This window comes from Rhizobium sp. AN80A (assembly GCF_030053015.1).
In the GTDB taxonomy this organism is placed as follows: Bacteria; Pseudomonadota; Alphaproteobacteria; order Rhizobiales; family Rhizobiaceae; genus Rhizobium; species Rhizobium metallidurans.
Genome location: NZ_JASJPX010000004.1, coordinates 57,495 through 79,903 on the forward strand (window position 1 = coordinate 57,495; position 22,409 = coordinate 79,903).

Annotated in this window: 20 protein-coding genes and 4 pseudogenes; 14 read left to right on the forward strand and 10 right to left on the reverse strand. The window is 58.8% G+C overall.

The features are described from left to right. Nucleotides 1–18: 18 nt before the first annotated feature. From P3R82_RS29855 to P3R82_RS29870, 4 genes are all read right to left on the reverse strand, one after another. Nucleotides 19–2,301 carry a glycosyltransferase family 4 protein gene (locus P3R82_RS29855; RefSeq protein ID WP_183902436.1) on the reverse strand — a complete coding sequence of 761 codons (2,283 nt, stop codon included), beginning with the start codon at nucleotides 2,299–2,301 and terminating at the stop codon, nucleotides 19–21. Further along, nucleotides 2,298–3,251, reverse strand: coding sequence for a class I mannose-6-phosphate isomerase (locus P3R82_RS29860; protein WP_183902437.1), 954 nt, complete (start codon nucleotides 3,249–3,251; stop codon nucleotides 2,298–2,300). Before P3R82_RS29860 ends, P3R82_RS29855 begins: the two co-directional genes overlap by 4 nt. Before the next feature lie 292 nt (nucleotides 3,252–3,543). Beyond that, entirely contained in the window at nucleotides 3,544–3,780 is a 237-nt protein-coding gene (locus P3R82_RS29865; RefSeq protein ID WP_183902438.1) for a hypothetical protein, read from the reverse strand. A 259-nt stretch (nucleotides 3,781–4,039) separates the two neighbouring features. Beyond that, the gene (locus tag P3R82_RS29870; RefSeq protein WP_183902439.1) at nucleotides 4,040–4,306 is read right to left on the reverse strand and encodes a DUF1488 domain-containing protein; all 267 of its coding nucleotides are present in this window, start codon (nucleotides 4,304–4,306) and stop codon (nucleotides 4,040–4,042) included. A 1,018-nt stretch (nucleotides 4,307–5,324) separates the two neighbouring features. On the opposite strand from P3R82_RS29870, the gene P3R82_RS29875 reads away from it, so the two are divergent. The 5 genes and pseudogenes from P3R82_RS29875 to P3R82_RS29890 form a co-directional block, all read left to right on the forward strand. Next, nucleotides 5,325–6,971 carry a PAS domain S-box protein gene (locus P3R82_RS29875; protein ID WP_343056546.1) on the forward strand — a complete coding sequence of 549 codons (1,647 nt, stop codon included), beginning with the start codon at nucleotides 5,325–5,327 and terminating at the stop codon, nucleotides 6,969–6,971. Next, on the forward strand, nucleotides 6,950–7,696 hold the full coding sequence (locus P3R82_RS30325) for an ATP-binding protein (RefSeq protein ID WP_210279763.1): 747 nt from the start codon (nucleotides 6,950–6,952) through the stop codon (nucleotides 7,694–7,696). The genes P3R82_RS29875 and P3R82_RS30325 overlap by 22 nt, the downstream gene beginning before the upstream one ends. A gap of 393 nt (nucleotides 7,697–8,089) precedes the next feature. After that, entirely contained in the window at nucleotides 8,090–8,233 is a 144-nt protein-coding gene (locus tag P3R82_RS29880; RefSeq protein ID WP_183902440.1) for a hypothetical protein, read from the forward strand. A 91-nt stretch (nucleotides 8,234–8,324) separates the two neighbouring features. Next, nucleotides 8,325–8,495: a hypothetical protein gene (locus tag P3R82_RS29885; RefSeq protein ID WP_183902441.1), complete on the forward strand. Its 171-nt coding sequence runs from the start codon at nucleotides 8,325–8,327 to the stop codon at nucleotides 8,493–8,495. Nucleotides 8,496–8,510: 15 nt separating this feature from the next. Then, nucleotides 8,511–8,834 (forward strand): annotated as a pseudogene (locus P3R82_RS29890) (alpha-ketoglutarate-dependent dioxygenase AlkB); the annotation flags it as partial. 35 nt (nucleotides 8,835–8,869) lie between these two features. Here P3R82_RS29890 and P3R82_RS29895 read toward each other — a convergent pair. The 4 genes from P3R82_RS29895 to P3R82_RS29910 form a co-directional block, all read right to left on the reverse strand. After that, nucleotides 8,870–11,836: a Tn3 family transposase gene (locus tag P3R82_RS29895; RefSeq protein WP_183902442.1), complete on the reverse strand. Its 2,967-nt coding sequence runs from the start codon at nucleotides 11,834–11,836 to the stop codon at nucleotides 8,870–8,872. Beyond that, complete coding sequence (locus P3R82_RS29900) at nucleotides 11,787–12,458, reverse strand: recombinase family protein (protein ID WP_283196468.1); 672 nt, start codon at nucleotides 12,456–12,458, stop codon at nucleotides 11,787–11,789. Before P3R82_RS29900 ends, P3R82_RS29895 begins: the two co-directional genes overlap by 50 nt. Before the next feature lie 307 nt (nucleotides 12,459–12,765). Further along, nucleotides 12,766–13,677 (reverse strand): hypothetical protein, encoded by a 912-nt coding sequence (locus P3R82_RS29905; RefSeq protein ID WP_183902443.1) that lies wholly within the window; start codon nucleotides 13,675–13,677, stop codon nucleotides 12,766–12,768. 274 nt (nucleotides 13,678–13,951) lie between these two features. Further along, nucleotides 13,952–14,245: a hypothetical protein gene (locus P3R82_RS29910; RefSeq protein WP_113207725.1), complete on the reverse strand. Its 294-nt coding sequence runs from the start codon at nucleotides 14,243–14,245 to the stop codon at nucleotides 13,952–13,954. 545 nt (nucleotides 14,246–14,790) lie between these two features. Here P3R82_RS29910 and P3R82_RS29920 point away from each other — a divergent pair. The 7 genes and pseudogenes from P3R82_RS29920 to P3R82_RS29955 all read left to right on the forward strand — a co-directional run. Beyond that, nucleotides 14,791–15,168: pseudogene (locus P3R82_RS29920) on the forward strand (ATP-binding protein); the annotation flags it as partial. Nucleotides 15,169–15,462: 294 nt separating this feature from the next. Next, a complete protein-coding gene (locus P3R82_RS29925) occupies nucleotides 15,463–15,729 on the forward strand; it encodes a hypothetical protein (RefSeq protein ID WP_113207726.1) in 267 nt (88 codons plus the stop codon). A gap of 907 nt (nucleotides 15,730–16,636) precedes the next feature. Continuing rightward, nucleotides 16,637–16,999, forward strand: coding sequence for a hypothetical protein (locus P3R82_RS29935; protein WP_113207728.1), 363 nt, complete (start codon nucleotides 16,637–16,639; stop codon nucleotides 16,997–16,999). 27 nt (nucleotides 17,000–17,026) lie between these two features. Further along, nucleotides 17,027–17,458, forward strand: coding sequence for a pyridoxamine 5'-phosphate oxidase family protein (locus tag P3R82_RS29940; protein WP_183902444.1), 432 nt, complete (start codon nucleotides 17,027–17,029; stop codon nucleotides 17,456–17,458). 51 nt (nucleotides 17,459–17,509) lie between these two features. Beyond that, nucleotides 17,510–17,927: pseudogene (locus tag P3R82_RS29945) on the forward strand (DUF1003 domain-containing protein); the annotation flags it as partial. Between the two features lie 219 nt (nucleotides 17,928–18,146). Next, nucleotides 18,147–18,335 (forward strand): hypothetical protein, encoded by a 189-nt coding sequence (locus tag P3R82_RS29950; protein ID WP_162735831.1) that lies wholly within the window; start codon nucleotides 18,147–18,149, stop codon nucleotides 18,333–18,335. Between the two features lie 177 nt (nucleotides 18,336–18,512). Next, complete coding sequence (locus tag P3R82_RS29955) at nucleotides 18,513–18,662, forward strand: hypothetical protein (protein ID WP_183902473.1); 150 nt, start codon at nucleotides 18,513–18,515, stop codon at nucleotides 18,660–18,662. A 1,127-nt stretch (nucleotides 18,663–19,789) separates the two neighbouring features. On the opposite strand, the gene P3R82_RS29960 is transcribed toward P3R82_RS29955, so the two are convergent. Continuing rightward, nucleotides 19,790–20,275 (reverse strand): hypothetical protein, encoded by a 486-nt coding sequence (locus P3R82_RS29960; protein ID WP_183902474.1) that lies wholly within the window; start codon nucleotides 20,273–20,275, stop codon nucleotides 19,790–19,792. Nucleotides 20,276–20,848: 573 nt separating this feature from the next. On the opposite strand from P3R82_RS29960, the gene P3R82_RS29965 reads away from it, so the two are divergent. Next, the gene (locus tag P3R82_RS29965) at nucleotides 20,849–21,052 is read left to right on the forward strand and encodes a WGR domain-containing protein (RefSeq protein WP_246400297.1); all 204 of its coding nucleotides are present in this window, start codon (nucleotides 20,849–20,851) and stop codon (nucleotides 21,050–21,052) included. Between the two features lie 201 nt (nucleotides 21,053–21,253). Here P3R82_RS29965 and P3R82_RS29970 read toward each other — a convergent pair whose 3' ends face one another. Beyond that, a complete protein-coding gene (locus P3R82_RS29970) occupies nucleotides 21,254–21,418 on the reverse strand; it encodes a hypothetical protein (RefSeq protein ID WP_165420901.1) in 165 nt (54 codons plus the stop codon). Between the two features lie 314 nt (nucleotides 21,419–21,732). On the opposite strand from P3R82_RS29970, the pseudogene P3R82_RS29975 reads away from it, so the two are divergent. After that, nucleotides 21,733–21,852 (forward strand): annotated as a pseudogene (locus tag P3R82_RS29975) (HU family DNA-binding protein); the annotation flags it as partial. Nucleotides 21,853–22,409: the final 557 nt, after the last annotated feature.

The following is a 22,409-nucleotide window of genomic DNA, read 5'->3' on the forward strand; positions in this document are numbered from 1 at the left end:
CTGATTTGAGGCTGTGATTCATGCCGTCAGTGCGCGACGCTGGTCGAATGTCGACAGATGGCCACTGGCGCGTGAAAGTTTGCGAAATTCCACAAGGCCGAGGAGATAGCAGACTACGGATTCGCCGCCTCTGTTTTCATTGCGACGGGTCGGATGCAGACCGTCGCGGCAACTGCCTGTTTCGAGATCCACGACCGGCAATGAGAGATCGTTGCTGCCGAGGAACCAGGCGAAAGCCTTTGCAGCCTCTTCTTTCCATGTGGTGTCGTGGCTGACCCGCCATGCGGCATGACATGCGGCGATCGTCGCCGTCGCTTCCAGAGGCTGTTGATCGAAGAGCTTCACCTCTCCCGTCCGATCTGTAAATCCATCCGTGCCGATTGGCCTGAATAGTCCTTCAGGGCTCGTCTGTATCGTCATCAGCCATCGCAAGGATTTGAGCCCTGCTGCCACGCAATCGGGGCGTTCAGCACTCCATCCCGTCGCGATCAGGGCCTGAGACAGTCGGGCATTGTCGTAGGAGAGGTTCTCCTCGAACCAGTTCCAGCCCATTCTCTCGACACGATGGAAGATATCCATCAGCCTGTCGGCCAGTGTCAAACGGATCCGATGCGCGAGCATGTCGTGAGTCGAGGCTGCGCAATAGCCGTCCAGTCCCAAAAGCGCAAAGGCCCAGGCACGTGGCGAGCCGAAACCTTCAACGGTCGGCAATGCCTGCGCGAACAAGGCCGCGGCCCAGGCGCGCCGGGATGGGCTTGCGTCGCCGCGGGCGCATTCGCCAAGAGCCCAGAGCGTTCGGCCGTGGCTGTCCTCCGATCCTTTATCTTCCAGCCAGCGTCGGTCGAAGCCCATGAAGTTTCTAAAATGTTTCTCGTCAGGGTTCCAGGCGTGCTGCACGAAGGACGCGAAGCGCGCGGTGAGTGCCTCCGGCAACAGCCTCTCGCCAGGCCCGTTCAGGGAAACCGATAAGAGAAGCGCTCGGGCATTATCATCGACACAGTAGCCGTGCGCCCGATCCGGTACCGAATAGACGGCATGTTGAAACAGCCCCGTATCGTCGCACATCGACATGAAGTAGCCGAGCTGTGGCTCGGGGAGGGCAGGGGCCCTGCGCATCACGATGTTCTTCCGTGTTGCGGGCTGGCATGCGGGGTTTTCAGACGCCACCTGTGAGAACAATGCGAGATAGCGCTCTGCGGCCCTTTGCCATGTCATCGGTCGGCTGATTTGATATGCATGCCGGCGCATTGCGTCGCGTCTTGCGTCGTCGGTGAGAAGCGACGCGATCTCGCGTCCGATTGCCGACTCGTCGCCGAATGGGACAAGTACGCCGCGTCCCTCGGCCAGCAGTTCTTGCGCATGCCAGTAAGGTGTAGAGACGACGGCCTTCCCGAGGCCGAAGCTGTAAGCCAGAGTGCCCGATGTCATCTGGGCCGCATTGAGATAAGGCGTGGCATAGACATCGCACATGGAGATGAACTCTAGAAGCGTTGCCTTGTCGACGAAGCGATCGAGAAGCACCACGCTGTCCTCGATGCCCAGGTCGTTTACCCGCGTCACCAGGCTTTCGCGATAGGCTTCGCCTTGGTCGCGTACGAGATTGGGATGGGTTGCTCCGAGGATAACGTAAATCGCATCGGGCCGGTTTTCCAAGATCAAAGGCATGGCGTCGATCATGACCTCGATGCCTTTGTTTGGTGAGAGAAGCCCAAACGTCAGGATTACCGAGCGCCCGTCGAACCCCAGGCCAGCTTTCGCGACTGCCGGTTCCGAAAACGGCATGTCGGGAATTCCATGGGGAACGACTTCTATCTTGTCGGCCGGCACGTGATAGACCTCCGACAACAAAGTCCTGCCCTTTTCCGCCATGACCACCACTTTGGCAGACAGGTCGACGAGTTTGTTCAGGACGCGGCGCTGGCCGAGACTTGGCTCCGCCAGAACCGTGTGCAGCGTGGTGACGATCGGCATCTTCAACCGCGACAGCAGCGCAACGATATGATCTCCGTCCTCGCCGCCAAAAATTCCGAATTCGTGCTGCAGGCAAGCGACGTCGAAATTGCCGGCGTTCAGGACGTCTGCGGCATGAATATAATCGTCGAGGTTGTTATCGGCTATCGCGAGACGGACCTCCGGCGGGTAGTCGTAGACATGACCATGATCCGTCATAGCCACGATCGCCGTGGCGACACGGGCGGGAGATTTCGAAACGGCCTGCTGCAGATCCGTCGTGAAAGTGGCGATACCACAGCGGCGTGGTAAAGAATTGCCGATGAATGCGATATTTTTGAGCTGATTCATAGCGAAACTCCCGGCAGCCGGGATGGATCAACGCCGGGACCCGCGAGATAGCTGGTCGCCTCGGCGGGACCGGGCTTCGACAGGTCTTTGGCGGGGGGCTTACTCAGGAGCCCGATCGCGGGCGAGCTCGCTGCGGTGGCAATGAGCAAGACAATTCCGTCAGGCCCGACACGGATGTCAGCACGATCAGCTTCCGCGAAAAACCCATCGCCGATCCTCGCTGTCAGGGATCCGATTGCTCCGCCTCCCGCGACGACCAGAGCCCAACTTTCGCGGCTCGCCGTCAATTCCCAAACGGTGTCGGCAGGGAGGTCCAACCGTTCGAGGGTGAAGAACGGACAAGACATGAGCTCGGCGCGCTCGACGGTGATATGCCGTGGTAGCTTCCTGCTGCTTGCCGGTTCCAGCCGTGCCACGGCTATGGCTTGGTCAATATGCAGTTCTCGCGAACGTCCATGATCCCAGATGCGAAACGTAGTGTCGTTGCGCTGCTGGATTTCAGCAATGACCAGACCTGCACCGATGGCATGCACGGTGCCAGCCGGAACATAAAACACGTCACCGGCCGCGGCGTCCTGCCAGTCGAGAAGGCCGTCAATTGATCCGTCGAGCGCAGCGTTCCTGAATTCGAGCTGTGTCAGTGGCCGTTTGAGCCCCACGGCGACCTGCGCCCCGTCTTCCGCTGCCAACACATACCAGCCTTCGCTCTTGCCGCTTTTCATCCCCATCGACTTGGCGATAGCATCATCGGGATGAACCTGTATCGATAGTGTTTCCCCTGTAAACAGGAGCTTCAGGAGGAGTAGACGGTCCGGCCCTCCCTCTTCGCCACAGTCAAACGAGATTTCGCCGACCGGGCTATCCTGATGGTTTTTCGATGCCCATGGCCCGAGATCAAGACGACCCCATGGCTTGAGAATTGTTCTCACACTGGCGCGGTCGATTGTCATGGTGGTCTCCTTGATCTCGCCGCTAAGATCGGGGTGACCTGAGATCGGAGTGTGTTATTGCCGCTGCAGCGCTGTCCGTACGGATCTTGGAAACAGCAAGGGCTGCGAACGTGTCTGCGGCGCCGTGATCTTATCCTGGCTCGGCCGCGACAATTACGCAGCATCCGTGACTCATCAGCGGCCTCATGGGTTTCTTGCCGTTCGTATCCTGCCCTTGGTTGAGGCAAGCTTGGCTTGCACGAGGAAATTTTCCCGTTGCCAGTTCGTCGGGTGCGACGAGTGTCGAGGTTGCTCAAGGGGCAATAGACGGCGCCAGCGTTTTTTCGAATTCCTCCCTCGATACCGACCACGCCTCGGTGCGCCCGTTGGAGCTAAGGAGCAAGGTCATTGTCGTATGAAAAGCCTCCCATGTGACGTCGATGGGCTCCTCATCAATCTGAAGCTCGAAGACGCCTGGTGGATGAGGTTGCGCCATCCCGGGAAGCTGGAACGGTCGAATGATCGTGATGCTTTTCACTGTGATATTCATGACGGCACTGTTCCTGTCGGGAGAATGCTGGAATGCTCTGTGGCGGGCCAATCCCTCTATTTGCCGGCATTTCGGAGGAGGTCTATTTCCTTGGCGATGGGGCCCAGGAGCTTCCGCAATCGGTTCTCCTCCACCTGACCGAGACGAAACCTTTTGGCGAATTCGCTCACAAGCATAGTTTTCGCCGCTCCTGGTTGGAGCGGTGGAACTGGTTTGGTTGGATGATGCACGATCGTATCCTTTCAGGATCACGGTATGCTCAACGAAAATGCGCGAGATCCAGCGTGATGGTGCTGGATCGCACTTTGGAATAAGCAGAGGTCGCAGCTTTCAGAATTCTTGGCCGCAACGCATCGAACGCCGTCAGGTAGTCTGCCTCGCTTGCATTTCGATGCGATTTCTCGCAGGCCAAGACTTCGGTCGCCAGATAGAATTTGATCTCGAACATCCCGTCGTATCCGGTGAAACGGACACAGCGATTTCTGTCGTCAAAACTACGAGCTTCGTTTGGGAACGAGATTCCCATCAGCGCCCACCCTCATCTTGCCACCGATCAACAGCGCTACCCTCGGGTTGGGGATCAAGGCCTGCTCGCGTCGGTGACCGTTCACGGTTGGCGAGAGAATTCAGGAGAGCCGATTTTGTCCTCACACCCCTGCGGAACTCGGTTGAGAGAAAGATCGAGGCGTCGCGTTTCATGTCGGAACTCGCGTCCGACTCAGATCCCCGGAGGCCAGCGGACCTTAAGACTTCCCTGACCAGCTTGAAGCCGGCGGGTTCGACATGCGATGCTGCTGGATTGGAAGACATTAAGTCCTCCTTTGTTGGGGCAAGGTTTTGCACCCTTGATGACAGCGCCCTGAAGACGAGCCGTCACTACCATCTAAGTCGTGCTGAATTACTGGATTACAAGGGGAGGCCGGGTAAGGAGGTTCGGAGCCATAACCAAGGGCCGTTGAGAACAACTCTCGAAACCAAAAAAGGGGAGAGAGTTTCTGGCATCGACGCGCGAAGAAACAGCCGGCCAGACCGCCGAACCACACTGCCGAATCTGGCTCTTTGCTCCACTTGAGCGGCGCGTCGAGTGTTGTCTCAAAGAATTTGCGTGGCCTTCCCATCACGATGATGTCGTCGATGGCAGTATTGGCATTCGCCGCGTTTCTGCTGGTGATCGCGGTGTTCCTCGTCTGCGCGTTGCCAAAGGGCCAGGGCGCTCAGCCTTAAAGTTGGGTGGGCACTCAGATTACCTCTAATCCCAGCGGTCGGTAAACGCCGTTTGCCGCAGCGGAGTTTTCGCCATCCCGAAATCCGGACGTTCCAGGTGCAGAGGACCGTCGGTCTGCGAGACCCTCTCGCTCTCGTCGCTTCGTCCTCGACGCCAGACGAAACAGAATACCCTAACACGTTTACATTTTGTCGATGCGGGTTTCCAACGCCTTTTTGCTCGCTTCTGCAACTAAATCAATAGCTTTGCGTTAAGGTTCGATTCACGAGATCTCCCTGGGGGAAGAATGAGAGAGGGCGCCGCAGCGCTTCGACGAGAGATGAACGATGCGCTGACCATCGGCCGCGGCGGCGGTACGGAAGGTTGGCGTATCCGTCGCGACGGATCAAAAGTTTGGGCCGTCGGCGAGATGTCGCCGATCCGCGATCAGGCCGGTACGGTGATCGGGTTCACGAAGATCCTGCGGGATCGCACGGAGGAGCGGGCGGCTGAGGAGGCTATTACGGACGAACGCCGCGCCCTCGAGATACTCAATCGGGCGGGCTCCGCCCTTGCGGCCAAGACGGATCTCCAGGAACTCGTCCAGATCGTGACCGACGCGGGCTTAGAGCTGACGGGGGCCCAATTCGGCGCCTTTTTCTACAATGTCGAGAACGAGGCCGGGGAGAGCTACATGCTCTACACCCTCTCCGGTGTGCCAGCCGAAACATTCTCAAAGTTCCCGATGCCACGTAATACGGCGGTGTTCGCGCCCACCTTTGGAGGTGAAGGTATCGTTCGGTCCGACGATATCACCATGGATCCACGGTACGGCAAGAACGCGCCGCGCGCCGGCATGCCCGAGGGGCATCTTCCTGTTCGCAGCTATCTGGCAGTGCCGGTCATCTCGCGTAGCGGAGAAGTGACCGGGGGCCTCTTCTTCGGCCACGCCGATATTGGTGTCTTCGACGATCGATCGGAACGCGGACTGGAGGGTCTGGCCGCCGAGGCGGCCGTCGCTATCGACAACGCAAGGCTGTTCCAGGCGCTGGAACGTGAACTCGAACAACGGCGGAAAGCGGAAAGCGAGCTGGCGGACAGCGAGGCGCGACTGCGGCTGGCGACCGAAGCGGCGGAAATCGGCACCTGGGACTACGATCCCGCCTCGAACACGCTTCGCTGGGACGTCCGGTGCAAGCAGCTCTTCGGTTTGTCGGCGGAAGCGACGGTCACCTATGAGGGTTCCTTCCTTGCAGGCATTCATCCGGACGACCGCGAGCGAGCGCATGAGGCCGTGCAGCGGGCGATCAGCTCCGAGGGGTCTGGGCACTACGACATCGAATATCGCACGGTCGGTATCGAGGACGGCAGGGAACGCTGGATTGCCGCAAGTGGACGCGCCTTCTTCAGTACGGTCCAAAGTACGCGCTTTGTCGGCACTGTGATTGACATCACCGAGCGAAAGGCGACCGAAGAGCGGTTGCACCAGCTCAACGAGCGTTTGGAAGAGCAGGTGGAAGCCGAGATCGGCAAGCGTGCCGAAGCTGAAGAGGCGCTCCGACAGGCGCAAAAGATGGAGGCCGTCGGCCAGCTCACCGGCGGTATCGCGCACGACTTCAACAACCTTCTGGCCGGGATCAGCGGGAGCCTGGAAGTTATCGAAAGACGCCTGTCTCAGGGCCGGAGCGATGGCATCGATCGTTTCATTAGGGGTGCACAGACGTCCGCGCAACGCGCCGCGGCGCTGACCCAGCGGCTGCTTGCCTTCTCCCGCCGCCAGACCCTCGATCCCAAACCGACCGACGTGAACCGGCTGGTCTGCGGTATGGAGGATCTCATCACGCGCACCGTCGGCCCGGCCATCAAGGTCGAGGTTGTCGGTGCCGCGGGCCTCTGGCCGACCCGGATCGACACCGCCCAGCTCGAAAGGCGCTCCTCAACCTCGCCATCAACGCTCGCGACGCGATGCCCGGGGGCGGCAAGCTGACGATCGAGACCGCGAACAAGTGGCTGGACAATCGCGCCGGTCGGGAGCGCGACCTGCCACCGGGACAATATATATCGGTGTGCGTCACCGACACGGGAACAGGCATCCCGAAAGACATCGCCGATCGGATCTTCGATCCGTTCTTCACGACCAAACCGATCGGTCAGGGCACGGGCCTAGGTCTTTCCATGATACACGGTTTTGTGCGGCAGTCCGGCGGTCAGATCCGCGTCTACAGTGAGCCGGGGCAGGGAACGACGATGTGCCTCTATCTTCCCCGTTATACTGGCGAGATCACGGCCGATGCCGAGGCAGTGGACACAACGATCGCGGAAATGGGTGCCGGCGAAACTGTGCTCGTCATCGACGACGAACCGACCGTTCGCATGCTGATCGTGGAAGTGCTCGAGGAGGCGGGATATGTCGCGCTTGAAGCGGAAGACGGGCCGTGGGGACTGAAAATCCTCCAGACCGACGTCAGGATCGATCTGCTCATAACCGATGTCGGATTACCCGGCGGCTTGAACGGTCGTCAGGTCGCCGACGCCGCCCGACTGAGCCGCCCGGATCTGAAGGTTCTGTTCGTCACCGGTTTCGCGGAGAACGCCGCGGTCGGCAATGGTCATCTTGAGGCCGGCATGGAGGTGATCACCAAACCGTTTGTGATGACTGAGCTGGCTAACAAGGTCACCGACATGATCGAAAATCGGCATAGGGGTGCTTGATCAACGTTTTTTCTCCCCTGCCCTTGGCTGCCTCTGTCGGAGCGCTGGAAGAGCAGACGATCTGAAATGTCCCTGAGATGGGTACCAGCCGGTCGGTTGCGCGTTTTCACGACGTCGGCCCAGCCCTTTAGGCTTCCATCGTCGCAACGGTTCATCGCTCATCCGGTGGAGGTTTCCATATCCTCTGATATTTCGCGTCTGTGCCCTAGCGCCGCATTTCTGCGCCTCGCCGTGGATCAAGATCCTTCGGGGCACACTGCCTTGTAATGCATCTACCCACTTCTTATCTTTCAAACATCACTCACATAGCCACAGCAACGGGCGGACGACTCAAACGTCGACCGTTTCGCGCGTTAGCGCGTGCCATGCTGCTGTGCCCACGAAGGATCTCAATTGAAAAACGCAGATATTGTCGCCCTGCCGGCGGGGCCGAAGCCGGGCGACAGCGGCAAGGCTACCGACAAGAACCAGAAACCATACCCCTGCCTGCTCACCCGTGTGGAACTCCAAGCAATCATCGCCAAGCAACTTGGCTGAGGCGGGAAGGGCTTCCTCCTGCCACCGCCCGTGGGGCATCGGCCCGGTAACTGCCGGCAGATTTTGAAAGGCACATCATGGAAGCGTACCGGTGTCGGACGAGCGGCTTGAAGATTGCCGCGATGTCGTCGAGCCGGACCTGCAGGATCTGATCCGCGCGACCATCGCCTCCGGCTTTTCGGCGGAGGAGGTGCTGATCGCCATCAGCGAACTCGTGGCAGAGGATTTTGCCGCGTCCGTTAAAGTCCCCAGCGTTCATTGAGGCGGAGAATTGCACATGGGTTTCTCAGCGCAAGAAGATCTATTTGGGAAAGCGGAACCGGCTTTGCCGCCCGGTTTCCGCTACCAACCCGAAATCGTTCCCAAAGACGTTCAGTCGGACCTGTTGCATGAAATACCAAAATTGCCGCTGAGACCCTTCGACTTCCATGGCTTCGAAGGCAAGCGGAGGGTAATCTCGTATGGCTGGAAATACGACTTCGACACCCAGCAGGTGAGGCCGACCGAAGACATCCCACCGTTTCTCCTGCCTGTGCGATCGATTGCCGCAGCCTTTGCCGGCATCGCGCCGGATCAACTGCGGCAGGCTCTCATCACCGAATAGGGGCTCCATGGGCATTTCTACAATAATACCCGCTAAGGGAATTTGAAGTTGTTTGGATTGAAGCGGTTAGCGCGGATCGGCCTGAAGCGTTCGAGGGGGCGGTCAATTTCGTTCCAGAGGTAGTCTCCGGTCAGCGCGATATGTGCCCAGGGCAGCGGTGCGACCTGGGAAAGCACCTCGTCGGGCATGACGATGCCCTGGCTGCGGATATAATCGACGGCGCGGCTGAGATAGACGGTGTTCCATAGGATGATGGCGTTGACGACGAGGTTGAGGCCAGACGCCCGGTAGGCCATGGTTTCGGCGACGCGGTTGCGCAGTTCGCCGAGCTGATGGAGGAAGACGGCGCGTGCAAGAGCATGCCGACTTTCACCCTTGTTGAGGATCGCGTGTGATCTGCGGCGCAACTTCGTGTCGAGCAGCCAGTCGCAGATGAAGATTGAGCGTTCAATCCGGCCCATTTCACGCAGGGCCTGGTTGAGCCGGTTTTGCCGTGATGCTGCCAGCTTCTTGAGGATCACGGATGGCGGCACCAGACCTGCAGCGATCGACGCTTTCAGCCGCAACACCTCGTCCCAGTGCTGCTCGATGACATCCATGTTGACCGTTCCCGCGATCAGCGCGTCGAGAGGTCCGTAGGCCGGGTCTGGATCGATGACGAAGAGCCTGCGATTGCCGAGATTGCGGATACGGGGAATGAGCCTGTAGCCGAAGGCGTGGAACATGGAAAACGTCGTTTCGGAGGCGCCGGCCGTATCGGTTGCGTGCTCATGGATTTCGACGGAGCTCTCGTTGTGAAGAAGACCGTCGAGCACGTAGGGCGCTTCGCTTTCGGACGCCTGGATCATGCGGGAAAAGAAGGAGGCGAAGCGGTTGGACAGGAAGCCATAGATCGACGCACCCGGCCGTTTTCCGTATTTTGCATTGTAGTCGAGGCTGGCTTCGCCGCGCCCGCCGGCCGGAAAGAACTGCCCGTCCGAGGATGAGATATGGCCGTCGCCCCAGACTGCGGCGAAGGGATGGGCCTGTTGGGCATCGACCAGCACGGCGGTCGCTGTGGCATAAGTTTCCGATCGCAGATGCCGGTCCACCATCAGCATCATCTGATGGATCGTGACGCCGCGCGAACTTTCCGCCATGCGTTCAGCGCCGGCGTTCGTAGCGTCAGCAAGGATCGCGGCCATCAGCGCCGCCTCGTCGTTTGCCGTCTCACCGGTACGATAATGGGTGAAGCTGTCGAGGAACCTGGTCCAGCTTTGGACCTCGGCAAGCAGGCTTGTGATCCTGATCCGCGGGACCAGAATATAAAGCCGGCGGCTGAGCGTGACGATCCTGTCGCGGTCCTCCTCGCGGATCGGCGAGATTGACAGACCCTTGTCGGATATCGCCGCATCTGGAATGGCGTTGGCGGCGGCCGCCTTGGCCAGCTCTTTCAATTTCGCGTCGAGCGTGGCGGTGCGCTCAGTTCGCCATTCGGCAAAGCTGTCAGGGATGGCAAGCCCGAGCCGCCCTTCGGCGCGCATCAGGGCGAAGATCGGCCGAGGCAGAAGATAATCCTCGAAACTGCGCCATGCCCGGCTGCCATCGACCCATATGTCGCCGGCCCGTAGACGTTCCCGCAGGTGAACGAGCACCGCCACTTCCCAGGCGCGCAGGTCGATATGGGTGCCATCCGAGCGCACACGCCGTCGCCATTTGCGGGTCATAAATGCGAGCGGCACCTGCGCGGGCAATTTCTGGCCATCGTACAGTGCACGCAGATGGTCCACTGCCGTCAGGATCGGGTCGTCGGGACGGAACGACCGGAACGAGAACGTGCGGAACATGAGTCTGCCCAGCTTGCGCAACGATTTGTGCCGCTCAATGAGCTCGTCGAATTCGTCACTGCGATCTGGGCGCACGACAGAGGCTGCAGCCGTCATGCTGGCGATCAATCCGTCCCAGCCGAGGGAGGTTGCGATCGCGGATGCAAAATCGGTGTTACTCTCACGGGCGGCGAGAAGAGCCTCGCCGAGCTTGAGATGATTGAGCGCCACCCCATCAAGAACGTCTGCCTCTTTCAGCCGCCGCTCCTTGCGGCTGATCTCGGCCTTGCGACGGGTGCTGCCGATCAATTTGCAGAACATGTCGATCGCGAGGTCGGTGATCGCCGCCTGCTTTTCGATGACGAAGGCGGTCAGCGTGGCGCAGCGACGCTCGGATGTCAGGCGTCGTATCTCGCGTGCATGCAGAACGCGCGCGTCCCGGGCGATGATACCATAGCGGTTGGCATGGATCGTCTTGCGACGTTCATCGGAAATGGTGGCCGCATCAAGAACCTCGAGGCGGGCGATCAGGCCCTTGAGGTTTTTCAGCTTCGCTCCTTCAGGCGCCTCCGCGATCCAGCCGAGGTGGCTCCGATCGCCCGCCCGCTCAGCGAGAAGCTGATCAAGCGCTTCGATAGACGATTGCTCCAGGCCCCGGATCAATTCGCGATAAGCCTGTCGGCGTGCCGCCGCCCGGCCGGCCAGTGCCAGACGTATCAGCAGCTCCGGCACGGGAACGAGCAGCATCCTATCCTTGAGTGCTTCGATCACCGCCTTGGTGATCGGCGCGCCTTGCTCGGTCGCGGCCGCCTCACGTGCAGCCACGGTGATCAGTGTGCGATAGTCGCTCGCCCGAACAGGCTGGAGGTCCAACGCTGCGACGATCTCGCGCGCATGCTCGCGGCGTGTTTCCTCCCGTTGGGCATAGAGCCCGAACACCGCAGGGTCGATGCCAAGCTGGTCGGCGACAATAGAGACGACCGCCTGAGACGGGACTTCTCCTGGACGCAGCGGACGCCCCAAATCCCGGACCAGCGCGAGCTGGATTGCAAAGCCCAGCCGATTATGCGACCGGCGATGCGCCTTTGCGAAAGCAATATCCTCAGCAGACAGAGCATAGCGCGCCAGGGCTTCTTCATAAATGTCAGGCGGCTCGAACAAAATGGTGCGCGCCTGCGCATCGAGGAAGGACATCGGTCACATCAGCCCTTAATGCGAGGTGTCGGGCGAGATCTTTCTTCCCGGACCCGGTCCATCCAATCCGTCTCAGTGTGTCGATCAGCGTCGAGCGCGGTACCTTGAACGTCCGGCACACGGAGGCCTTGCTGGCGCCAGCTTCCAAAGCAGCCAGAACCTGCTCGACCTTTTCCGCATCGATCGCCGGAGGCCTGCCGCCCTTGCGGCCGCGCCGGCGCGCCGCAGCCAGGCCGGCATTGACCCGCTCCGTAATCAACGCTCTCTCGTATTCGGCAAGCGTGCCGAATAGGTTGAACAGAAACGAGCCGTGCGAATTCGTCGTGTCGATCGCCTCCGTCAGAGAGCGGAAGGCGACGCCGCGTACCTTCAACTCTTCAACGATACGGATCAGGTGAGAGAGCGATCGGCCTAACCTATCGAGCTTCCAGACAACCAACACGTCGCCCTTGCGCAATTCCCCGAGGCAGGTCTTCAGGCCCGGCCGATCGTCGCGCGCTCCGGAAGCGCGATCTTGATGCAGATGACGCTCATCAACCCCGGCCGCGATAAGGGCATCACGCTGCAAGGCAACCGATTGGCGCTCATCACTACTCGACACCCGCATGTAGCCGATCAACATGTGCGACAAACCTCAAATCAGGAATTGTCGCACAGTCTCACATTCCGACAGGGTTTGTCGCGCAGAAAATCGCCATCCTACGACGCCAACTTCACCCTGCGACGGCGCTGCGCGGAAATCATGTGTTTTCCGTCAGCCACCAAAAGCAGCTATATGAAGGCGCTGCCGTTCGGGCCGACATATTCGGTGTTGAACCCATCCTTTCGAGCTGCGCGCAGAAAGGCATTCGCATCCGATAGATCGATCCGTTTTCCGTGGTCGCAAAGTTCCACGTGGTTGGCGCGCAACCAGTAAGATCCGCGGTCGCTCACCACGCGCACCTGCCAGCCGCCCTCGTCTGGCTTCTGCAACCGAAAGTCAGGAACCTTGCCATCCTGAATACCGGCACTCTCTGCCGACCGGCTTTCATTGGCTTTAGGGGTGGTTGCTGTCGTCGCATGTCGCATCGGATGTTCCTTGGATTTCTGGGTGCAGTGATCTCTTCGCTATGCTCTTCTTGCTGATGTCGGCTGGTGGGTGCCGCAGACGCGTGACCTGTTTGGCGGCGGACAAACGGATAGTGGCTCGTATCGAGACAGTCGTTGCGCTGGATCAAACGGCTAGATTTTTCCGGACTGCCGGCTGCCTCGGTCATTTTCTTCTGAATGGCCTCGGTGACGTCTTCCACCTGATGAAGCAGGTAGATAAGGCGACCCTCGGCATCGAAGATGGGAGTGTTCACCGGCTTCCAGAATTTAGTCACGAAGAGGCCGCTGGCGTCCCGGACATCGTACCGTTGGATACGCATGGCATTGGAAACGCCATCCTCGGCGGCATGTTTAAGCGATGCATAGAGATTGCTGACCCCGTCTGCCTCTTCGTCCGAAGGGTTGTCGGGGAAGACATCGAACATGCAACTCCCTGCAACCTTGGCGGCAGATGTCAGAGTGGCCTTTTCGTACGCGGTATTAATGTCGACGATGTGCAGTCCCTTGCGGGGATCCAGCAGGAGGTGGGGCTTTGAAGAGTGCTCGAATGAGTCGCGGAAGATTCTCCGCTGCACCTCCGCGTGCAACGGATCGACCTCCACACCGAAACCACTCACAGCCTCGAGGATCGCCAGGTCTCTGAGAGCCTGCGAGAGCATGACCTTGAGGAAGTGGGTATCGTGGTCGTTCCGTGGCTCCAGCAGCCGCGCGCGAAACAGGTCGATATTTTGCCTGAGAATGAACCGTTGCACAGCAGCCTCCCGGCTCCGTCTCCATTAATTCTCGTTCTGATCGACAACTGCACTCCAGCCGCTGGTTTTGCGCCATCTTAATCGCTGAAGCCAAGGAGAGCCGCCCTTAACGGCATATTCACTAGAACGAAGTTGGCGTCCCGTTCCGCCACCGCCTGGACGCCTTGCTGCCTCCGTTTCAAGGCGCCCCCAGCTTTCAGCCCGCATACCGTCCGATCCGCCTTTTCCGGTTCACTGGGACCTCCGCCTGATCACACCGATCATTGGCTAAAGGTCAATGTCGCGGCATGATTGCGAACTCATGAACCGTGCAGTGAGGTCGACGCAACTCGAACTCACTGAGCAACTTCAATGACTTTCGAACAACATCCTCGCCACGACATGGATCTGCTGCCACTTCCTCACTGCTCCCTTCCAACCGGGCACTGAGAGCCAGAAGCAGCTTCCAGACCAGATCTCCATCACGCTCAGCGATGAGGGCGCAAGCATGAAGTTTGTGAGCGAGTGCCCTAAGGATGGCCTGCCTTTCTTCGACAGGCATCTTTTCGAACGGCAGTGGGGTAGTCATAACGTTCTCCCACGTGCACTTTCTCGAACCGACCAAGCAACGTCCGCTTCCAGTGCCAGCCGCAAGTCGCCGATCGAGCAAACTATGGTTTGGACGCGTTCATTCATGGGAACCCCGCTGATCGCAAACTTGTGCAGCTTGCTCTGCGCTCGTGGAGGGTTGGGGTTCGTAATAGGCGTGGCGGTCCTTGGAGCGGGAACCGTTGTTCTATCGTCGTTGAGAGATCTACGTCTCATCATATCTACTCCTACCGTCAGGCAAGAGCGCGTATAATCTCCCAATCGGCTCTGCCCTGGAAGAATAGGCCGACAGAGTATCCTACGCTGCAAAATGCAAATGACCTAATTTATTTCCATTCGCTCGGCTGCGGTATGGCCGAACAGCCGTTCGGCCGCCTTGTTCGAGGTCCTGATAACGCCCGTCAGGCTTTTGCTGACGATCGCGTCGGAGGACTTGACAATGGCGGCCAGAAGGGCCGCCCCGTCATGACACGGGCGCGAATTCTTCACGCTTTCCTCCAGCTCGAGCAACGTCATTCAAGTCCGAAGCTCGACAAATTCGATCTGCTCATCCTCGACGATTTCGCCTATGTGACCAAGCACCAGGCTGAAACGAGCGTGCTCTTCGAACTCATCTCCGCGCGCTACGAGCGGCGATCACTCATGCTCACCGCCAACCAGCCCTTCGGTGAATGGAACAGGGTTTTCCCCGATCCCGCCATGACACTCGCCGTCGTTGATCGTCTCGTCCACCACGCAACAATCTTTGAGATGAATGTCGAAAGCTGTCGGCGTCGATCCGCGATGGAAGCCAAACGCCAGCGTGGCAGACCCGCTTACTTCGCGACAATGAAAAATGCCGCTATCCATTATTTTGCAAGGAGTCGTTTTCGCCTTGCAATTGCGTCCAGCCTCCCCATTTGAGATATAGTAGCAGCCACGGAACGGGCGCTGCTTTTTAGAGCCGCAAAAAGCTCTAGCCCCAAGCGGGAGGACGCGATGTCTTCCATAGCAAGAACTTCCAGACACGAACGCGCAATGCGATTCCTCAGCGGCTTGAGATACGGGGATTTCGTCATGAAATCGATCCCGGTCATGGCTGTCGCATTCATTCTCTACGTCATACTGCAAGGCACGTTCTGGTAGCGTCCGGATTGCAGTTACCGAAATAGCATCGTTTGCGGTGAGCGTTGGTCCAATCGACCAATTGAGGTTCCTATGTCAGAACGCACAACAGAATCTGAGATTACCTTTTCTCGTCCTTTTGCCCTAAGCGCTCTGGTCGTCCCGCTCGATGCGGGCACCTACCGAGTGATAGTAGATGAAGAATTGATAGAAGGACTGTCATTTCCCGCTTACCGAAGAACTGCAACGCATATCGAAATACCAGCCGTGGGCGTCAGTATCGGGACAAGGCAATTGTTGCAGGTTCATCCGCAGGACTTGGAGTCGGCAATCAAGAAGGATGCCGAGGGTAAGGAATAGCGAGCGGCCCCTTACGGTACCTTATTTACAAAGGATTGCGGCCTTATGGTTTCTCGGGCTGGTCGAAGGATAATGGTGGCCGCTTTGGCAATTGGGCTCGCTCTCGCGGTCCTTTATAGATTGAGCAGCCCGTACGATGCTCATGGAGAAACCAATGGCGCAGCAGGCCCCTGGATCTCGCGTGCGACAGGACAGGTCCCGGCCACCGCGACGTTCAAGTGACGGCCGCAACTGAGGAGAGCAGCAAATGACTGCCACGAAGGCTCAACAGTCTCGTTCGTCCAGATTGGCCAGGGTCTGGACAATAAGTGATTTTGCCAAACGCTTCCGGCTTGACCCGCTTGAAGAGAAACGACTGCTGAAGCTGTTGGGGCCAACTGCGACAGAGCGCCAGCTTCTTCTCAACGCCGGAAGAAGGCCGCTGAACCCCGCCGGGGACCTTGGATGAAGAAGGCACAAACATGCATGCGATGAATATCGCGTCGGCGACTTCATCCAAGCCGAGATGGACAGCGATGTCGCATGTGCTCTCGATACTTGCTTCGCCAAGTCTGAAGGATCAGAATCGATGTGCCCCACGCCCGAGGAACGAAAAACACTTAGACGCGTCCTCAAGCGGGCTGACTACGCTACTTCTGAGATGCAAGCGACCGAAGGTGATCGGCACTTGCAGGAGGTCGCTGTCATTCGTCGGATTGAGGCCGCAACTATCCCGACCGTCAATTATCCGGCGTCCAAACGGCAAAGACTGAACGCGGACTCTGCGGCTGTTTCAGCTTGGGAAAATGAGGGAGGGTCCGTGCTACGGCCGAAGCCAAAAACGTCCGCAAGAAGGCTAAGCCGTTCACACGGAGTAAATTCCGATGAACCGATACGATAAGCCGAACTTCATGAAGGGATTCCCGAAATGTACAATGCCAAGCGCGATGGTTACGGGAACGGCGCAAACCTTGCCATTCAGTCCATGGGCGAGATCGAAGGCCGTATGACGGTACTGGAGGTTGTCGCAATGACCTCGTTGAGCCTCCTCATCAAAGATGGTGACAAACATGCAGCCCAACAGGCGCTGTCAGCCATTCGCCGTGCGATGCGGTTGAAATGCGAAGACATCAAGCTGTCGTCCTTGGATGCCGATTCTGCGATTGCATATGCGCAGGAGCTTTTCGAGGCAACTTTCGAAAACATGGGCCGGGAAGAAGCAACGAAAACCATTGCACCTTCGAGCAAACGCCAAGGCTCGCGCCGTTCCATACCCGCGTTTCAGAGCTAGGAGGATCATAAATTGGGCGTTCGAGAAATGACTGACCGCGAAAGCCGGGAGGTCGTTGCCCACCAAAATGTTGGGCATCTTGCCTGTGTCCGCGACAATCGACCTTACGTCGTGCCCGTCCACTATGCGTTCGATGGAGAAAAGCTCTATGTCTTTTCCCTGGCGGGGCAAAAGGTAGATTGGATGCGGAGCAATCCGAACGCTTGCCTTCAGGTGGAGGAAAGCGGGGAACATCACCGTTGGAGGAGCGTCCTCGTTCAAGGGACCTACGAGGAACTGCCGGACACTTCGGAGCGGCACAACGAACGTCTTCACGCCTGGTCCCTCTTGCAGAAGCGGCCATTGTGGTGGGAGCCCGGCTCCTCCACGCCCGGCACCGACTCGGAAGGTAAGGAAACTCCGATTTTCTTCAGTATCTCGATTGCTCAGATATCTGGCAGGGAATTGGTTGGGTCTTGAACGGCGCTAACGCCCTGAAGTCACGGCAAGTTTGTACATCTGAAGGAGATCATGTCTGCAGAGACAGGGCGCGAGATATCTGCGCAGGAAATTTCGCTTGGTGCCAATCGATACCTGGGAAAGCCCTTCGAGCTGCTGACGCAGCGAGAGCAAGCGGTATTCCGGCGACTGATTTCACGAAGGGAAATTACCCGCGATTCAAAATCAGTCATTCGACGAGAAGCTCTCCTCGGCTCAACGATTGGCAGACAAGGTAGCGAAATTCGGCGGTTCTTGGACACTCATTGTAATCTTCGCCGTTGCGCTCGCCGTCTGGGTAGCGGTCAATCTGATCGCAGCCTCGCACGCCTTCGATCCCTACCCGGTCATATTCCTGAACCTTATCCTCTCCATGCTGGCCGCCGTTCAAGCGCCCGTCACCATGATGAGCCAGAACCGGCACTCTGCTAAGGACCGCGTCGACGCGTCCTAGGATTACGAGGTCAATCTGAGAAATCATGGTGTAGTTTCCGATGATTTACCGGACGCAATTCCAATTCGATGCCGGACAGTTTTTCAACGTAAGCAGTGCGGCTGGGACAGCAACCTTGGCGTGCACCTCCTTTTGAACGTGAGGAGATGGCATGTCGAAGAGACGAAGGCTGACCATGAGATAACGACGACATTGCGTCGACTGCGATCAGACGGCGTGAGCGTTCGCGATATTGCCGATCTGCTCGGGATTGCCCGCAGCACGGTGCAGGACGGGATTGGGCGAGCTGCGACGGCAGCGCTGTCCTGGCTTTTGCCTGCCGATCTGACTGACGACGTCCTGAAAGGCAAACTTTTCTCCAGGCAAGGCACCACACAAGGGGTGCGGCGACTACCGGATGGCTGAGCATCTGCCATGCCTCGTCCAGAACGATGAGGCTTGGTGATCTATCGAGCCGCTTCTCAATGCGTCTAAAGAGATCGGCCAGCACTGGACGAGATTACGCTCGCCCATATACATCAGCTGCTCGACCTCTAAGCACTTGAAGCGCCGAAGCCTCGGCGATCTTCTTCTGCATCGAAGATGCAGACCATCAGCCTTCTACAGTACAACGGTGCAGAGCGCATCTTTGATCTCTCGCATCTGAACGCCGCTTACAAAATCCGTAGCGAACGACTTGGCGCCGACACCACCCTGTCCTTTATTTCCGTCACCTCAGCCAAAAAACCTTAGCGGGTATTATTGCAGAGATTCCCAAAGTGCCCGTTATACTGAGGTATAAGTAACAGCGGTACTCAGCTTGCTCAAGCGGGAAAAGCTGCAACGTCGTGACGATTGCCTCAACGGTTGATCGACGCGAAAAGTGGGCAGTTGGCGAGTTGGCGCCATATCATCAACATGGGTCAGGACGGCATCGCGCTCCTGAGAGCAACAGGCCAGATCAGCGGAGGAGCCCGATACTGAAATTCCGGTAATCCTCTTCACAGGTACGCTCGCAAACCTATTCGCGGGTTCCCTCATACGCCTAATCGCCGATTTACCTATTGACGCGAACACCTATTCGCCGAGAAGCCGATACACCGTTTAGGAGAATCCCCGATCGGCTATTTCGCTCATTGACGCATTTCCCGATTCACCGAGCCGCCGTTCTCAAGGCTGTACGGATACCGGTGACGGCACCTGCTGGTGATGGGAACCCTCCGCGCAAGTGCGCCCGGTGTTTACCCGCACTCCGTCTCACTTCTGATCCGCCCGCAAACATTGGCAGAATTCGGCATCGGATGCGCTGCCGCAACCCTCGCCCCTCGGGCGAAACGGCTATTGGTATACCAATAGCCTATCCTGCCATCTCTCAAGAAATCTGTCTGGGCATCGTGCCCGAGGCGCCGATGCTGTTGCGAGTCGCCAGACAAAGCAACAGCGATCACGGGCTCATTGCCTGTGATCCGCGCCGGAGGAACAGCACGGTGGGCAGACAGACTTCTTGAGAGATGCTGAAGCAAGCCGTCGTCGTGAGCAGTCGAGAGGACCGTGACCGGAGGGAATGGGCCCCGACGACATGCGAACGATGAGACGGCGAGCGCACCGCAGGAGAGGACGCGAGCCTGGAGCGGATGCCCGAAGCATGAGGGCGCAGCGCAAGGTACTCGTCCTCTCCGTCTTGTTTGGGGAAGTCGCGGCAGCGTCCGCCTAGCGGCCCGAAAGGCCGAGCGGGTCTCGACCCGCACCGCAGGGAGGGGAGTTTGAGGGGAGAGGCGGCAAGTCTCTCCCCTCAAGAGCGCGCGCAGGCTCGATGTCGGCCAAGCGGTCAAGTGAGTGGAAAAGGCGAGAAACGGCCGAAGCCGCCCCTCGCAGGCGCATCAACCGTAGATGACACGGGCGATGCTGATACCGATGCCTGCCTCGCTGCGGATGGCGCGGACGATCGGTGCGAGCGTGCCCAACTCGGCATCGGTGAGGGCGACAAGCCTTGGATAGCTGATCTCGATGCCATCGCAGTCGGCCGCGAGCGCATAGTGCCAGTCGCCGCCGTTCAAACGGTACTCGTGAGTGTCGACGTCGATTTCGAGATGATCAAGCAGCGTGATCCGGAAACGGGCCAGGCATTCCTCTTCGCCATGAAGCTGGAAGGCGGCGATGCCTTCCTCATCCGTGTCAAAGGCAAGCTGGCGCTCCAGTGCCGTGATGGATTGCACCCGCGCAATCGCACATGCCAGTCCCTCGATGAGTTTGTCATGCAGTTCCAATAGGAATTCGTCCTCGCAACCCAAGCGATTTGCAAGGACGATGAGCCTGAAGCGCGCAAGCACTGCGAGCTGATGGACGTAGTACCAGTCATTGAACATATCAGTGTCTCCTTTCCGTCTCTGACGAAAGGAGGCCGCACCGTAGCCGCGAGGGGTCAGGGATCGCGAACGCGACCGCCAGCGGCGGCAAGTGGAGGAACCGATTTTCTGACGATGGCCCGAAGGGACGGCGGCTGAAAATTGGAGGGGCCGCGCAGTCCTTGACGCCGGAGCGGCGGGTGCAAAATGGGACGTCAGAGAGAGATAGACCACGGCGCCCAAGGCGCCGTGTCTGTATCCGGCGTCCAGCCGGCCCTGCGTTATCCTCGACCAGGGTCGCGGCGACTTCGCGCCGCCGGCGCAGCAGCCGCGAGAGGGGCGTGACCCGAATGGGCGGAGACCGATTGCGGGCTCCGTGAGCGAGAGCGAATAGCACCGTCCGCCGCAGGCGGCTCGCTCGGATCATCCGCCGACAACCCATCATCAGCATGAATCAATCGAGACCGACCGATTCAAACATGTCGTTGGACGCCGAGTCGGCCCTGCCCGATTCTCCGTGTCATGATCGCGCAACGCTACCAGCTCTATGTCGAACGCATCGACGCCAAGAAAAACATGGCCCGATACTATGCCATGTCGATTGAACCGAATCTGTTCGGCGATGCCTGTCTCATCCGCCGATGGGGCCGCATCGGTGCAAGAGGTCAAAGGCGGGAGCATCCTTTCGCACGGGAGGAAGAGGCAGTCAGGCTCTTCCTCCAGCTTTTGCGAAAGAGGCGGTCGCGCGGATACAGGCCGAAACCGCATATACGGCACGATGCATCGGGTGATCGATAGCGAAGGGAGTGCCGTGGGGCGGATGCATCCGCATGTCGATTGGCATGGGATCGAAACAGGAGTGGGGGTGTCCGGCCGCTTTCGCCGTTTCCCTATGAAACACCGCAGGATCTGGCATGTGCCGATGGCGAAACGATGCTTCGGGCCTGAAGCGCCGGTCGATCCGGCGCGTCAGGCCAGGCGACATGGCGAAAGCCACCCTCAGAAGGGTGGCTCGGCGTCAATTGCGCCCTCCTGCTCTGCGGTGATCACCGCCAGCTCTGCGCGAGCCAGCTCCAGTTCGATTTCGACCTCGCGGCGCTCGACGGGGTCGATTGCTTCGCGCAGTTCGAGGCGAAGCTCTTCAATGTGTTGTTCCAGAAGCATCGTCGTCGTCTCCTTGACGTTTGTGAAAGACGACGCGCGCGGTCATGCCCGCATGACACCCGTCGGACGGACTGAGCAGACATTTCCTCAGGTATGGCACCAGAGATCCGCAAGCGGGCTCGATGCCCGCTTGCGGATCCACCATGCAGACCCACGGAGATGCCTCAAAGTCCTTGGTAGTTGTGGAAAAATGGGCAAATCGTTGATCTTGACGTGGTGCGTCGATGACAGCGCTTTGATCCCCTGTCAGGGATTCTCGCATTAACGTTGATGCGGAGAAGAAAATGACCACGACCAATGAAATCGCCGACTAGATCGCCGGCGAACACAGCCTCACCAAGGCCCAGGGTAAGGCGATCGTCGAAGCGGTGATTGCCTCGATTACGGCGGCTGCGATCGCCGGCAACGAGACGTCGCTCCCGGGCTTCGGCAAGGTGCGCCGCGTCGGCGCGATGTAAGAGTGCAGTTTATGCTGCTGGGATAACTGGGAACTACCCATGCCCACCGACTTACCTTGGCTGGCAACAGCTGCAATCGGGGAAACTCGACAGGGGACAATAGCATGTCGGGAAAAGGCCGAGGCCGTCGCAGCTATCGCGATCTGATCGGTCAGGGCAAAGCGCGTATGGTGAAAGCTAGACTGCCTGAATCCTAGACCGAGGAACCAGAAGCCGGTGGTGACGCTCAACGATAGCCGATGCGTCATCGAGCGTAGTGGATGATAAGATCATTCCGGGGAGCGACGAAATTTGCCCGTTTGCTCCGCCCCAGTCGCGCTCTCCATCCCCTGCCGGGGACCGAACGGTTGAATGGGACACCTGTCCGCGCTGTATCTCCTTCATTGCGTAAACGCGGGATCGTCTAAACGGGCTGGCCTCACCAGACCCACATGACGACGGAGCCGCCATACTAGCCAAACGCCCGGGGTAATGTCCGGGACAGCCGCCCAGAGGCGGACGGCAATGGGTGAAACGCGCCGGGTGACCGGACG

Bases quoted from the DNA above. Each gene is read 5' to 3' on its own strand.
- P3R82_RS29895 (WP_183902442.1), bottom strand. From the start codon at position 11,836: ATGTCCTTCCTCGATGCGCAGGCGCGCACCATTTTGTTCGAGCCGCCT.
- P3R82_RS29965 (WP_246400297.1), top strand. From the start codon at position 20,849: ATGTCGATTGAACCGAATCTGTTCGGCGATGCCTGTCTCATCCGCCGA.
- P3R82_RS29925 (WP_113207726.1), top strand. From the start codon at position 15,463: ATGTCAGAACGCACAACAGAATCTGAGATTACCTTTTCTCGTCCTTTT.
- P3R82_RS29955 (WP_183902473.1), top strand. From the start codon at position 18,513: ATGCAGACCATCAGCCTTCTACAGTACAACGGTGCAGAGCGCATCTTT.
- P3R82_RS30325 (WP_210279763.1), top strand. From the start codon at position 6,950: ATGCCCGGGGGCGGCAAGCTGACGATCGAGACCGCGAACAAGTGGCTG.
- P3R82_RS29875 (WP_343056546.1), top strand. From the start codon at position 5,325: ATGAACGATGCGCTGACCATCGGCCGCGGCGGCGGTACGGAAGGTTGG.
- P3R82_RS29865 (WP_183902438.1), bottom strand. From the start codon at position 3,780: ATGAATATCACAGTGAAAAGCATCACGATCATTCGACCGTTCCAGCTT.
- P3R82_RS29910 (WP_113207725.1), bottom strand. From the start codon at position 14,245: ATGACTACCCCACTGCCGTTCGAAAAGATGCCTGTCGAAGAAAGGCAG.
- P3R82_RS29935 (WP_113207728.1), top strand. From the start codon at position 16,637: ATGTACAATGCCAAGCGCGATGGTTACGGGAACGGCGCAAACCTTGCC.
- P3R82_RS29940 (WP_183902444.1), top strand. From the start codon at position 17,027: ATGACTGACCGCGAAAGCCGGGAGGTCGTTGCCCACCAAAATGTTGGG.
- P3R82_RS29855 (WP_183902436.1), bottom strand. From the start codon at position 2,301: ATGAATCAGCTCAAAAATATCGCATTCATCGGCAATTCTTTACCACGC.
- P3R82_RS29870 (WP_183902439.1), bottom strand. From the start codon at position 4,306: ATGGGAATCTCGTTCCCAAACGAAGCTCGTAGTTTTGACGACAGAAAT.
- P3R82_RS29970 (WP_165420901.1), bottom strand. From the start codon at position 21,418: ATGCTTCTGGAACAACACATTGAAGAGCTTCGCCTCGAACTGCGCGAA.
- P3R82_RS29860 (WP_183902437.1), bottom strand. From the start codon at position 3,251: ATGACAATCGACCGCGCCAGTGTGAGAACAATTCTCAAGCCATGGGGT.
- P3R82_RS29900 (WP_283196468.1), bottom strand. From the start codon at position 12,458: ATGTTGATCGGCTACATGCGGGTGTCGAGTAGTGATGAGCGCCAATCG.
- P3R82_RS29960 (WP_183902474.1), bottom strand. From the start codon at position 20,275: ATGTTCAATGACTGGTACTACGTCCATCAGCTCGCAGTGCTTGCGCGC.